The following is a 13,392-nucleotide window of genomic DNA, read 5'->3' on the forward strand; positions in this document are numbered from 1 at the left end:
CGGCCTCTGTTATTTTTTGCAGGCCGTTCACGTTCGTTCTATCCTATTCAACCATTCTTGTTACTTGAATAATGTGAGGCAATGTTTTTAACTCTTCAATAACATCATCTTCAATATTCGTATCCATTTCAATTGCCATAAGCGCTACTTCTCCGCGCTCTTTACGAGATACTTCCATATGTCCGATATTAATTGAATGTTTCATCAAAATATTCGTAACGGTCGCAATGGCACCAAATCGGTCATTATGCACAACGAGAATAGCTGGATTCATGCCTGATAAATTTAATTCAAATCCGTTCAGCTCCGTAATTTGAATTTTCCCTCCGCCAATTGAAATTCCAACAACTTCAATTTCCTTTAATCCGTCGCTCATTTTGATGCGAGCAGTATTCGGATGATCTGTGATTGCCGCTTCCTCAACAAATGTGACGTCCATTCCTTCTTTTTTAGCTAAGTCCAAAGATTGCGGAATACGCTGGTCGAACGTATCAAAATCTAAAATACCGCCAATCAGCGCTACGTCTGTTCCGTGCCCTTTATACGTTTGAGCAAAAGAACCGTACAGTGAAACCACAACTTTTGTGGGCTGCTTGCCAAAAAGCGTTCGGGCAACGCGTCCAATACGCGCTGCACCAGCTGTATGTGAGCTAGATGGTCCAATCATTACCGGACCAATAATATCAAAGACAGATTTATATTTCATAAGGATTTTCCCCCTGCTATTTAGACATTGTTATTACTTATATGTTACTTGAGCTTTTGACTTTTTGGAAGCTTTGTTTCACGCTCTTAAAAAATTTAAAAATTCTCATTTTTATTAGGGATTCACGCATAAAAAAAGCGGTGTATTTATCCATAAAAATAAGATAAGCACACCGCTTTTTTTGCTATATTATGCAGGAAAAGATGAATTACTTAAGCTGCTTCTTGCTCGGAAGCTACATCGTCTACTGTTTTAATTTTAAAGTTTTTAAAAACAACTGAACCTATAAACCCAGCTAATGCTCCCGCTAGTGCGCAAAGTACTGCACAAATTGTGACCTTCATAGGGTCATTAAACCCAAACATCACTGCAAGTCCTGCGATTGGCGTTGCCGTGCCTGCAGCATCATTTACCAATCCGAACAGAGCCACAACTACACCGGCTAGTGCACCTCCAACAAAGTTTGTAATGTAGATAGGAATCGGATTTGCTGAAATAATATTCGCTTGTGTTAAAGGTTCAACTGCAACTGAAATAGTTGTACGACGATCCCCAATTTTTAATCGATCAAACAGCACATAGTTCATGAAAGAAGAACCAAACACAGCAAGAGCTCCAATCGCCATAGGCAATCCCGTTAACCCTAGCATAGCCGTTAAAGCCATTGAACTAAGCGGAGCCGTTGCTACTACTGTAATCACTCCCCCTAAAATAATTCCCATCAAAATAGGGCTAGCACTTGTTGTATCTTTGATAATTCCTCCAATATTTAAAAGCGTCGCATCTACAATAGGTGAGAATGCATTACCAATTAATCTTGTTAAAGGTGCTGCAATTAAGATGTTGCCTAATAAGTCTAGACCAGCAGGTGCCTTTTTCTCAATAAATTTCACTACAAATGCCATGAGGTATCCCGCAAAAAATCCAGGGAGCAAGCCTAGCCCTGAACACACCACCCCCATCATAAGAGCATATACAGGAGATACTCCTAACGCCAAAGCAACTAGTGCTGCCGCCGCAACTCCTCCCATTCCTCCTGCAGCCTTTCCTACTTCACCTAGGAATGAAATACCTAGTAAATCTCCTCCTACATATGACTGAAAGGCCTCTACGAGAAACGCAGCTACCGCTCCGCTTGCCAGAGCCCCCATTGCTTTCATGCCATAAGGTGCCTTGTTGCTAAACAACCAAAATAAAAATAAAACTAATAATAATAAACCTGTTCCTTTTAAAATATCCACTGTTGTCTCTCCTCTCATGCTGTTTTCTTTCACATTTGACTCAATCAGTTTTCAAAACTACCATACAAACGGGTTCTTTTCAACTAATATACCTAACATACCGAACAATTACAACATTTAAAAATAAGATAGTTCGTGTTTAACTTAAAAAACACAAAAAAGAAGCACCCCTCAGGAGGGATGCTTCTTTTTTTGTTATTCAATTGCAAAAATGTAAGAATATAAAGGTTGATCTCCTTTATGAAGCTCTACCTCAACTTCTTCAAACGTTTCTTCTACAAACGATGTTAGCGCTTCAGCTTCATCATCTGAGACATCCTCTCCTTGAAGAATGGTAAGGATTTCCGCTTCGTCATCAATCATATAAGTCAAAAGCTTTTTCGCTGCTTCTAATTTCTCTGAATCTTTTACGACGATTTTCTTTTCGGCAATACCCATAAAATCGCCTTTAGCTAATTCAAGACCATCAATATTTGTATCGCGAACTGCATACGTTACTTGTCCTGTTTTCACGTGCTGTAGAGCTTCTGTCATTACTTCCTCGTTTTCTTTTAAGCTTTGCTGAGGATTAAATGATAGCAGCGCTGTCATTCCTTGAGGAACCGTTTTAGACGGGACAACCGAAACGTGACTGCCGGCAACAGCAGCCGCTTGGTTAGCAGCCATCACAATATTTCCGTTATTAGGTAAAATCAGTACCTGTTCAGCATTTGTTTCTTCAATCGCTTTGACAATATCCTCCGTACTTGGATTCATTGTTTGTCCGCCTTCAATGACAACCGTTGCCCCAAGGCTCTTGAACAATTCAGCAATTCCTTTTCCCATTGACACAGTAACAATGCCAAAGGGCTGTTTTTCAGCATTTTTTAGTGCAGGCTTTTCTTCACCTGAAACAATGCTGCTATGCTGTTCTCTCATGTTTTCAATCTTCATTTTAATTAAACTTCCATATTGCTGCCCGTAGTTTAACACTTCTCCAGGATGCTCAGCGTGAATATGAACTTTCACGATTTCATCATCAGATACTACAAGCAATGAGTCGCCCCATTTACTTAAGTCTTGACGAAACGTTTCTTCAGAAAATGTTTTAGCTGCAGGCTTATCCTCTTCCAGCCTTACCATAAATTCTGTACAATAGCCAAATTCAATATCTTCTGTATTCATATGGCTTTGCGCATGCTTATGATGCTCAGCATTTACGAGTTCATTCATCGAAGGAGCTGACATGGGTACACCCGGAAGTTTTTCACCTTTTAATTCAGCTAAAAACCCTTCATAAATTAAAACAAGCCCTTGGCCTCCGCTATCCACTACGCCTACTTCTTTTAACACGGGTAAAAGATCTGGCGTGCGATTTAACGAAGCATTAGCTTCCTTAAGTACTTCTTCCATGAACAGAATCATATCAGATTGCTTTTTAGCAACAGCTGCTGCTTTTTTAGCAGTATCCTTAGCTACTGTTAAAATAGTTCCTTCGATTGGTTTCATAACAGCTTTATAAGCAGTTTCTACCCCAAGCTCAAGAGCTTCAGCAAACTCAACTGTTGTAATCGCTGACTTTTGCTCAACCGATTTCGCAAAACCGCGGAATAATTGAGATAAAATAACTCCTGAATTACCGCGCGCCCCCATCAATAAGCCCTTAGACAAAGCTTGACTCACTTGGCCGATGTGATCAGATAGTTTATTTTTCACTTCTTTAGCACCAGACGTAATCGATAAGTTCATATTTGTTCCAGTATCACCATCTGGTACAGGAAAAACGTTCAGCGCATCTACATAATCTGCATTGTTAGATAGATGCTGGGCTCCTTGAAGCACCATTTCTCTAAACCGCTTTCCGTCCAACGTTGTCATTGACACGAATCTTCCTCCTTAATTAAACGTTCGTTACACGAACACCCTGCACATAAATATTTACTGAATCAACCGTTAAACCAACCGTTTGTTCCAGTGTGTATTTTACTTTTGTTTGCACATTATGAGCAATTTCAGAAATTTTTGTTCCATAGCTTACGATAATGTACATGTCGATATGTACGTCATCCTCTTCTTGTCTTACCACAATACCTCGTGTAAAGTTTTCTTTGCGAAGAATTTCTGTAAGACCATCTTTAAGCTGATTTTTTGAAGCCATTCCGACAATCCCGTAACAATCAACAGCTGCTCCTCCAGCAATTGTGGCAATTACATCTGTAGAGATATCAATTTGACCATATTTCGTTTTCATTTCGATGGACATACTCGTTCCCCTTTCTACTTTCATAGGTTATAAATATTCTACTATAATCAATCTCGTTTTAAAAGAGGCGTCCAGCTTGTCCCTTTTAAAGATGACAGTATTAGGTATCAACTTATCTTAAAATAAGTAATAGCCCAGGTTATACCTATTTCTACTCTCTATATTATTGAACATAGATTCATTTTATATGTCAAGGAAAATTTCTTGAAAGCTTTTCTCCAGAACTATTGCATTCTCTGTAAGGCTGTGATAAATTAATATAGTATTTCTCAAAACAGAATTGAGTAGTTTTTTTGGTGTTAGGAGGGAAAATCATGGCACGCAAATGTGTAGTAACTGGTAGAAAAGCTCGTTCAGGTAACGCACGTTCTCACGCAATGAACGCTACTAAGCGTAAATGGGGTGCTAACGTTCAAAAAGTACGTATCTTAGTGAACGGTAAACCAAAACGTGTGTACGTTTCAGCTAGAGCCCTTAAGTCTGGTAAAGTTCAACGCGTTTAATCTTTATAATGAAAAAGCACCATATTTTATGGTGCTTCTTTTATTATTCCGGCGTTGTTAATCTTTTTTGAACGAATTAAGCATGACCTTTACGATGCCACCTAAAAACTTTGGAAGTTTGATTGTATAGAATTTCATACTGTCCCTCCTAACCGTCTCCACACTTTATCTCCTTTTAAAGAAAGCCCTATGTCCTGCTCTCATTTTCCATACTTCATCACAAGCAACGTTTATCATTGCTTCTTACCATCATTAATATGCCTTTTGTAAATGAAAAAGTACCTCTTTGTTGAATAAGTTCATTGCTAATACATAAAGTTGAGCCCAGTTCTACTTCATGCTTATTGAGCGGATATTTGAAACCTTCTAGCGTAAGCTCTTTTACACCGCCTGCAAAAGGAACGAATGAAATATAGTGAAACTCCTTTAAACGATCAACATGATAAGTGCCTGGTTCAAACAATTGAATGATATTTTGATTGTCAATCATTTGTACATTCGCTTTCTTTTTTAACCCTTTGTACAGGAGCTGAATGCTTCCAAACATGTGGTCAAGCCTTCCACCTGTTGCTCCAAAGATACAAATACTGTCCGGTTTTTGCCCTATTGCCCACTCAAAAGCAAGTTCCAAATCCGTTGCATCTTTTTCTGCAGGATACAATTCAACATCTTGTAATGCTTCTCTCACTAGCTTAAGCTGCGTATTTGTAATGGAATCAAAATCTCCGAATGCTTTTACGGGCAAAATGTCTTGTTGAAGAAGAAGGAATACGCCACGGTCTACTCCTACCCACTTTACATCATTTGATTGGTGCAGGGGTGGCATATGTTCATCCGGTCCCCCTGCTAGAATATGAATTTTCATTATGTATATGCTCCTTTTCTATTAAAAAATGGACGAAATAAATATGTTTTCTTTATCCTAAAAGAAAAAGCTGCTGTGTACAAGTTCTACTCGTTGTACACAGCAGCTTTTATTACTTACGCTTGAACAGTTGTGCGAATTTGACTAATTGCGCCAGCTCGATCTTCTTGATTATAAATAGCTGAGCCAGCCACTAAGACATTTGCTCCTGCTTCCACACATTTTCTTGCTGTTTCTTCATTAATTCCTCCATCAACCTCTACTTCAATAGAAAGGTGACGAATTTCAATAAGCTGAGAGATTTGCTCAATTTTTGGCAATACACTTGGAATAAAGTTTTGTCCTCCAAAGCCTGGGTTCACCGTCATTAATAAAATAAGATCGATATCTTCTAAGATATGCTTTACCACGTCAATTGGCGTTGCAGGATTTAAAGCAACGCCTGCTTTCATGCCGTGCTCTTTAATTAATTGAATGGTGCGGTGCAAATGAGTACACGCTTCAGCATGTACCGTTAAAATATCAGCACCTGCCTTTGCAAACATTGGAACGTATTGATCTGGGTTTTCAATCATTAAATGCACATCTAATGGCAGTGTTGTGACAGGGCGTACAGCCTCAACGATAAGCGGTCCAATTGTAATATTAGGAACAAAATGGCCATCCATAACGTCTATATGGATGTAGTCTGCTCCACCTGCTTCAACTTCACGAATTTCTTCAGCAAGCTTTGAAAAATTGGCAGATAAAATGGAAGGTGCGATTTTTGTCATTTTTAATACCTCGGCTTTCTTTGCTTAATTTCCTCAATAAATTGCAAGTAATGTTCGTAGCGATAACTCGGAATTTCTTTTTGTTCGTATGCTTCTTTCACCGCACATTTTGGTTCTTTCACATGCAAACAACCTCGAAATTTACACTGTTCACTCAAACGCGACATTTCAGGAAAACAATCGGTTAACTCTTCTACTTCTAATGTTAAAAATTCTAGTGAGCTAAAGCCTGGCGTATCGGCTACTAAACCTTCACCAAACGAAATCAGTTCTACATGACGTGTTGTATGCTTTCCTCTTCCAAGTGACATTGAAATATCATTTGTCTTTAATTCAAGCTCTGGTTTAAGTGTATTTAACAGTGAAGATTTACCTACACCTGACTGTCCGGCAATAACCGTTACGCGATCTTCAAATAACGGCTGAATTTGTTCCATGCCTTTTTCTGTGACTGTCGACGTTAAAATGACCTCATATCCTATTTTACGATATTCTTCGGCATATTGCTCGATTTCTTGCTTTTGCTGCTGTGATAAAAGATCTACTTTTGAAATACAAATAATAGGTTCAATATGATTAGACTCCACTAACACTAAAAATCGGTCAAGAAGCATTGTGCTAAAATCAGGTTCAATCGCTGAAAAAACAAGCAGCGCCTGATCAACATTTGAAATAGGGGGACGAACTAATTCATTTTTACGTTCTTTAATTTCAAGTATATATCCTTCAAGCTTATTTTCCGCCTGAAATACTACATTGTCACCGACTAAAGGCGTTACCTTCTTTTTACGAAAAACACCTCGTCCTCGACATTGCGTTACTTGTCCGTCATGAAGAACATAATAAAATCCGCTAAGGGATTTAATAATTCTTCCTTCTGGCATAACCTCACTCCTATCACTCTGGATATTCAACGTCTTTTTCTTCAATAACTTCCCCGTCTCGGACAATTTTATAAGACGCCTTTTCATTTTCATCAACTAAAACATCGAACGATTCTTTTGTTGTTTCAGTAATCGTTAGTTCTTTAGCAGGAACGGACATATCGTTATCTGCATCTTCGATATAAATTTGTACTTTTTGCGGCTTTGGCTTTTCCTCTTCTGTTCCGGTGGCATCGCCTGTTTCCGTTGCGTCGCCTTGTTCCGTACTTGCTTCGGTGTCAGTCTCTTCTTTATACGGAATAGTCACATCCACTGACACCGTTTGAGGAGCTTTTGGCTCCTTGCCCATTGAGACTGTAATGGTGAGCCTATCACCTTGCTCGATACTCTGCTCCGCTGCAGGCTTTTGAGACATCACAAGACCTTTTTCAACAGTGTCGGAATACGCTGTTTTTACGTCCACTTCAATATCTTCATCTGATGCATAATCTTTTACGCTTTTTTCCGTCCAGCCCGAGAAATCCTTTAATGTAATCTTCGGCGGACCCTTACTTACCCATAGCGTAACCGTTGTATCTTCCGGCACGACTTGTTCGGTTTCTTTAGGCGTCTGATCTGTAATATTGCCTTTCGGTTCTGTGCTTTCAACTTCGATGGATTGGATATCTTTATAATTCTGCTTTTCTAACAGACTTTTTACTTCCGTAAAGCTTCTTCCAATGTACCGGTTAAATGCTTCTTTTTTCTTTCCTGTACTTCGATAAATAATGACATTAGATCCTTCTTTGATAACGTCTCCCGCTTCTGGCATCGTTTTAACCACGTCGCCTTCTTCCACCTCATTATCGGATATATCTTTAGGATTCTTCACTTTAAAGCCTAAAGAAACTAAATCGGTTACTGCTGATTCATAATCTTGATTATGTAAATCAGGAACCTTTACGTCTTTTGGCAGTAATAAAGCCGGAATAAATGTAACAGCGGCTACACTAGCAGCTGCCAGTAGCAAAAAAATTAAAACAAGCGTTACAATCAGCTTGCTTTTGCCTTTTTTCTTTTTCTTCTTTTTTTTCTTCGGCTTTAACTCTTCTTCCTCTTGTTCTTCCCGCTCTAAGTGAGGTGGTTTTCTCACAGGTACGTGCGTTTCTTCGGATTCAACAAAATCCTCCTTAATAACTGGAATGGCTTTTGTCACTTCTTCATCATCAGGCACCGTAAACCTTTGTTCATTATAACGATTTGGATGAACAGCAGACTGTAAATCCGCTTCGAGTTCTTCGACGGAACTGTATCGGTAAAATGGATCTTTAGTTGTTGCTTTTAATACAACATTCTCCACGCTTTGAGGGATAGATGGATTCCATCTTTTTGGAGAAGGTGTTTCTGTCTGTAAATGTTTTAATGCAATTGACACAGCCGATTCCCCAGAAAAAGGGACTCGACCCGTTAGCAATTCAAATAGGACGATGCCAAGCGAATAAATATCAGACCGCTTATTCGCAAGCCCTCCCCTTGCCTGTTCAGGAGATAAATAATGAACAGAGCCCAAAACAGAATTAGTATGCGTAATGGTTGTAGAACTTAGTGCTACGGCAATGCCGAAGTCAGTAACTTTAATGGTATCATCATGATCAATTAAAATATTTTGAGGCTTAATATCCCGGTGAATAATTCCGTACTGATGAGCATGGGCAATAGCTGATGTAATCTGCGTCATAATATGTATGGCTTTATCAAGAGATAGTGGTGATTCTTGCAGAATGTATTGCTTTAATGTCATACCCGGTACATATTCCATGATGATATAGTAAATATCTTCTTCTTCTCCAACATCATAAATGCTGACAATATTAGGATGAGCAATACTCGTAGCAGATTGTGCTTCTCGATGGAAACGCTTTATAAACGCATCGTCACTTGCAAAGTCTAAACGAAGCACTTTAATTGCCACATCACGATCCAAAATCATGTCGCGACCTAAATAGACGTTTGCCATTCCGCCTCCACCAATTACTTGCAATACCTTATAACGGTCGTTTAGCCGTCTACCTATTAGCAACACTCTCACCCACTTTCAGATGTAAAGTCCACAATTGCAAGTGTAATATTGTCTTCTCCACCAAGCTCATTTGCTAATTGAATCAGGCTCGTACCCTTTTCGTGAAGTGATGAACTTGTTGATAACGTTTCGTTCAGCTTTTGTTCCGTTACCTTATTTGTCAGTCCATCTGAACATAATAATAATCGATCTTCTTTTTCCACTTCAATTGTTTTTACATCTAAACTAACATTTTCTTCGGTACCTAGTGCTCGCAATAAGATATTTTTTCGTGGATGATGCTCAGCATCTTCTTTTGTGATTTGACCATTTTTTACGAGTTCATTCACAAGAGAATGATCTTCTGTTACTTGTTGAAATCCATATTCATTTGAAATATAGCATCTGCTGTCTCCTATATTACCAATCGCACAAAACGTATCGGCGCATAGAGCAAGTACAACTGTTGTACCCATACCTTTACACTCTTCATGCTCCTGAGCATACTGATAAATATCTTGATTAATTTGCGAAACATGCGTACGAATCCACTGCGTTGCCTCATCAGGAGACGTTACTTTGTCCGCTTCTTCCCACGCTATTTGCAATTTTTGAACCGCCATCTCACTGGCGACGTCGCCAGCTCGATGACCTCCCATACCATCAGCCACAATTGCAAGCAGCTGATTGTGTTGGTTCAAAAATACCCCTCCGTTATCTTCATTGTGTTGTCTAACTCTCCCTCGGTCTGTCATGAAGACAGTTGCCATACAATCACCTCGTCTCTTCTTTACGCTCCTTCGCACGTAATTGGCCACAAGCTGCATCGATATCATGACCTTGCTCACGTCGAATAGTCACGTTAACGCCACGCTTTTTAAGCGTACGTTCAAATGCAAAAATCTGTTCACGCGGTGTACGAACATAATCACGCTCAGGCACATAGTTTACCGGAATCAAGTTCACGTGACATTTAACGTCTTTAATCAAATCCGCTAATTCCTCGGCATGCTCTACTTGATCGTTTACTCCTCCGAATAGACCATACTCAAAGCTAATACGTCTTCCCGTTTTATCCGTATAATATTTAATAGCTTCCATCAAATCAGGAAGTTTGTACGCACGGTTAATTGGCATTAAGCGTGAGCGGATGTCATTGTTTGGAGCGTGAAGTGAAATTGCAAAATTGATTTGCATTTTTTCATCAGCAAACTTATAGATTTTCGGAATGATTCCACTTGTCGATACTGTGATATGACGTGCACCAATATTTAATCCATCATCACTGTTAATTGTTTTTAAGAAGCGCATCATTTCATCATAGTTATCAAACGGCTCCCCAATACCCATAATTACGACAGAGCTCACGCGTTCTCCTTGTTCATCTAGCGCTTTTTGTACTTTTACTACTTGCGCTACGATTTCTCCAGCTTCTAAATTACGCTTTAAACCTCCAAGAGTAGACGCACAGAACGTACAGCCGATGCGACAGCCAACTTGAGTCGTTACGCAGACAGAATTTCCGTATTCATGACGCATAAGCACTGTTTCAATCGTATAACCGTCATGGAGTTCGAATAAAAACTTCATCGTGCCGTCCCCAGACGTTTGCTGAACAACTGTTTTTAATGTCGTTAATGCAAATTTGTCTTTTAATTGTTCACGTAATCCTTTAGATAAGTTTGACATATCGTCAAAGTCCGTTACGCGTTTAACATATAACCAGTCAAAAATTTGTTTAGCACGGAACTTCTTATCTCCGTGTTCTACTAACCAATTTTCTAGGTCGTGCATTTCTAATGAATAAATAGATGGTTTTTGCGGTTTTTCTTCTGCTTTTGCTTTTCTTTTAGCTACTTCTTCCATTTTTACACCTTCTTCTGTAAACATGCAATATAAAATCCATCGCTTTGTGCATCTGGCAGCAATTGAATTTCACCATGTTTTACGTTTTGTTTAAGCTTTTGCGGCATCCGTGCAACAAGTGTTTCATCTTTTTGGAAATCAGCATGATCTGTTAAAAATGCTGCTACAACATCCCCATTTTCATCTCGGTCAATTGTACATGTACTATATACAAGGGTCCCACCTTTTTTTAATAAAGGCGCAACCGCATTTAAAATATCTTGTTGAATACGCGCCAGCTGCTTTACATCTTGCTCAGTTTTTGTATATTTCAAATCAGGTTTTCGTCTCATTACACCAAAACCTGAGCATGGGGCATCTACTAAGATGCGGTCAAACATTTCTTTATCAAACTGTTCGCCCGCTTTGCGGCTGTCTTGAACCGTCGGCTCAATATTGGTAAGATGCAGACGCTCTGCCTGCTGGGCAATCAGCTTTACTTTATGGTCATGAATGTCCAAGGAAATAACCTTACCACTGTTTTTAAGCTGCTCTGCAATATGAGTTGATTTTCCTCCCGGTGCAGCACAGCTATCTAAAATTAGCTCTTCTGCCTCTGCACCGAGCGCATGAGCCACTAACATAGAGCTTTCATCTTGAACGGTAAACATTCCTTCACGAAATGCTTGTGTATGAGCTGCATTTCCTTTTTGAACTTCTAGCGCCTCTTCTACAAAATGGCCTGGTTCTACAACAATCCCTTCTTTTTCAAGCGCTTCTTTTACTTCATTTTGCGTAAAGCGTGCACTGTTTACTCGGATTGTTTGTTTGGGGGCCATTAAATTAGCTAAACAGATTCCGCGTGTTTTGTCCAATCCATATTGTTCCACCCAGCGTTTTACAAGCCACAATGGATGACTCGTTTCAATCGCCAAGCGCTCCACAGGATTTTGTATTTCTTCTAAAGAAGGCGTGCCGCTGCGCTGAATATTTCGTAAAACGCCGTTTACCATTGAGGCAATTCCTTTGTGACCGCGTTTTTTGGCAATTTCTACTGCTTCATGAAGGATTGCCCGGTCCGGCACCCGGTCTAAATATACCATTTGGTAAAGAGATAAACGAAGCAGCACTCGCACCCAAGGCTGAAGCTTTTTTGGATTTTTCAAGAAAGGCGCTAACCCGTAATCTAACGTATCACGTCTTTGAATCGTTCCATACACAATTTCCGTTAACAGTCCTGCATCTTTTCCTTGAATACCCCGTTTTTGTATGCTGTTATTTAACAATAGATTGCTGAATGCCTGATTTTTTTCAATAGCTAGTAAAATATCTAAAGCTATGTCTCGAACGTTGTACTTACTCATTGACATCCCCTAATACTGTTCCGACTTCAACGGATGTACCTCGTAAATACTGCGCTGCATCCATACGTTTTTTTCCAGCCGGCTGAAGTTCCGTCACTTTAATAGCTGTTTCATTTCCAGTTGCTACTATAAATCCATCCTCTTCAAGTGATAAAACGGTACCCGGTTTGCCTGATGCGGATACTTTCTCTCCCCACCAAATTTTCATGACCTGACCGTCTGCTGTTGTATAAGCAACGGGCCAAGGGTGAAGTCCGCGGATATGGTTATAAATTTCTTCTCCTGTACGGGCCCAATCAATTTTCTCTTGTTCACGCTTAATGTTAGAAGCAAATGTCGCTTCGTCATCGTTTTGTTTAACCGGCGTAATTTCACCTTTTACAAGAGAAGGAATGGTTTCTGAAAGCAATTTTGCACCAGCAGCGCTGAGTTTATCATGAAGTGTGCCAACGTGATCACGTTCTTCAATCGGAACTTCTACCTGTGTTAAGATATCACCTGCATCTAATTTTTCTACCATATACATAATTGTAACACCAGTTTTCGGCTTACCTTGTAGAATTGAATAATGAATCGGCGCGCCTCCGCGCAGTTCAGGTAACAGAGAAGCATGCACGTTAATACAGCCGTATTTAGGCGCTTCTAAAATAGGGGTTGGTAAAATTTGACCAAAAGCCGCTGTTACAATTAGGTCAGGCTCATACGCTAACACTTGCTGATATTCTTCTTCTAAACGAATCTTTTCTGGCTGCAGTACAGGTATTTCATGCTTTAACGCCTCAACTTTTACAGGAGGAGGTGTTAATACGCGCTTGCGTCCTTTTGGTCGGTCCGGCTGTGTAACCACTGCGACCACTTCATATCCATCTTTAAGTAATGTTTGTAAAACCGGCACTGAAAAATCCGGCGTTCCCATAAATACGACTTTCAT

At 39.7% G+C, this 13,392-nt stretch carries 14 protein-coding genes; 1 reads left to right on the top strand and 13 read right to left on the bottom strand.

Going from position 1 to position 13,392, the window contains the following annotated elements:
* Nucleotides 1-43: 43 nt before the first annotated feature.
* The 4 genes from sdaAB to MKY06_RS21580 all read right to left on the bottom strand — a co-directional run bounded on the left by sdaAB (nt 44) and on the right by MKY06_RS21580 (nt 4,189).
* Complete coding sequence (sdaAB, locus tag MKY06_RS21565) at nt 44-706, bottom strand: L-serine ammonia-lyase, iron-sulfur-dependent subunit beta (protein ID WP_013058911.1); 663 nt, start codon at nt 704-706, stop codon at nt 44-46.
* A gap of 212 nt (nt 707-918) precedes the next feature.
* Nucleotides 919-1,947 (bottom strand): PTS sugar transporter subunit IIC, encoded by a 1,029-nt coding sequence (locus tag MKY06_RS21570; RefSeq protein WP_016765419.1) that lies wholly within the window; start codon nt 1,945-1,947, stop codon nt 919-921.
* A 195-nt stretch (nt 1,948-2,142) separates the two neighbouring features.
* Nucleotides 2,143-3,810 carry a DAK2 domain-containing protein gene (locus MKY06_RS21575; protein WP_063672611.1) on the bottom strand — a complete coding sequence of 556 codons (1,668 nt, stop codon included), beginning with the start codon at nt 3,808-3,810 and terminating at the stop codon, nt 2,143-2,145.
* A gap of 16 nt (nt 3,811-3,826) precedes the next feature.
* Nucleotides 3,827-4,189 (bottom strand): Asp23/Gls24 family envelope stress response protein, encoded by a 363-nt coding sequence (locus tag MKY06_RS21580; protein WP_013058913.1) that lies wholly within the window; start codon nt 4,187-4,189, stop codon nt 3,827-3,829.
* A gap of 314 nt (nt 4,190-4,503) precedes the next feature.
* Between MKY06_RS21580 and rpmB the strand changes: the two genes are divergently transcribed.
* Nucleotides 4,504-4,692 (top strand): 50S ribosomal protein L28, encoded by a 189-nt coding sequence (gene rpmB, locus MKY06_RS21585; RefSeq protein ID WP_013058914.1) that lies wholly within the window; start codon nt 4,504-4,506, stop codon nt 4,690-4,692.
* Between the two features lie 57 nt (nt 4,693-4,749).
* On the opposite strand, the gene spoVM is transcribed toward rpmB, so the two are convergent.
* The 9 genes from spoVM to fmt all read right to left on the bottom strand — a co-directional run bounded on the left by spoVM (nt 4,750) and on the right by fmt (nt 13,392).
* The gene (gene spoVM / locus MKY06_RS21590) at nt 4,750-4,830 is read right to left on the bottom strand and encodes a stage V sporulation protein SpoVM (RefSeq protein WP_016765421.1); all 81 of its coding nucleotides are present in this window, start codon (nt 4,828-4,830) and stop codon (nt 4,750-4,752) included.
* A gap of 79 nt (nt 4,831-4,909) precedes the next feature.
* Nucleotides 4,910-5,557 (bottom strand): thiamine diphosphokinase, encoded by a 648-nt coding sequence (locus tag MKY06_RS21595; RefSeq protein ID WP_098279075.1) that lies wholly within the window; start codon nt 5,555-5,557, stop codon nt 4,910-4,912.
* Between the two features lie 116 nt (nt 5,558-5,673).
* On the bottom strand, nt 5,674-6,330 hold the full coding sequence (rpe, locus tag MKY06_RS21600) for a ribulose-phosphate 3-epimerase (protein ID WP_013058916.1): 657 nt from the start codon (nt 6,328-6,330) through the stop codon (nt 5,674-5,676).
* A 2-nt stretch (nt 6,331-6,332) separates the two neighbouring features.
* Nucleotides 6,333-7,214, bottom strand: coding sequence for a ribosome small subunit-dependent GTPase A (rsgA, locus tag MKY06_RS21605; RefSeq protein WP_013058917.1), 882 nt, complete (start codon nt 7,212-7,214; stop codon nt 6,333-6,335).
* Nucleotides 7,215-7,227: 13 nt separating this feature from the next.
* On the bottom strand, nt 7,228-9,273 hold the full coding sequence (gene pknB, locus MKY06_RS21610) for a Stk1 family PASTA domain-containing Ser/Thr kinase (RefSeq protein ID WP_170960230.1): 2,046 nt from the start codon (nt 9,271-9,273) through the stop codon (nt 7,228-7,230).
* A gap of 5 nt (nt 9,274-9,278) precedes the next feature.
* A complete protein-coding gene (locus MKY06_RS21615) occupies nt 9,279-10,022 on the bottom strand; it encodes a Stp1/IreP family PP2C-type Ser/Thr phosphatase (RefSeq protein WP_013058919.1) in 744 nt (247 codons plus the stop codon).
* A gap of 4 nt (nt 10,023-10,026) precedes the next feature.
* Nucleotides 10,027-11,118, bottom strand: coding sequence for a 23S rRNA (adenine(2503)-C(2))-methyltransferase RlmN (rlmN, locus tag MKY06_RS21620; protein WP_013058920.1), 1,092 nt, complete (start codon nt 11,116-11,118; stop codon nt 10,027-10,029).
* A 2-nt stretch (nt 11,119-11,120) separates the two neighbouring features.
* Nucleotides 11,121-12,461 carry a 16S rRNA (cytosine(967)-C(5))-methyltransferase RsmB gene (gene rsmB / locus MKY06_RS21625; RefSeq protein WP_053487705.1) on the bottom strand — a complete coding sequence of 447 codons (1,341 nt, stop codon included), beginning with the start codon at nt 12,459-12,461 and terminating at the stop codon, nt 11,121-11,123.
* A complete protein-coding gene (gene fmt, locus MKY06_RS21630) occupies nt 12,454-13,392 on the bottom strand; it encodes a methionyl-tRNA formyltransferase (RefSeq protein ID WP_013058922.1) in 939 nt (312 codons plus the stop codon). The genes rsmB and fmt overlap by 8 nt, the downstream gene beginning before the upstream one ends.

Origin of the sequence: Priestia sp. FSL P4-0332, from assembly GCF_038005845.1 — a bacterium.
Taxonomy (GTDB): domain Bacteria; phylum Bacillota; class Bacilli; order Bacillales; family Bacillaceae_H; genus Priestia.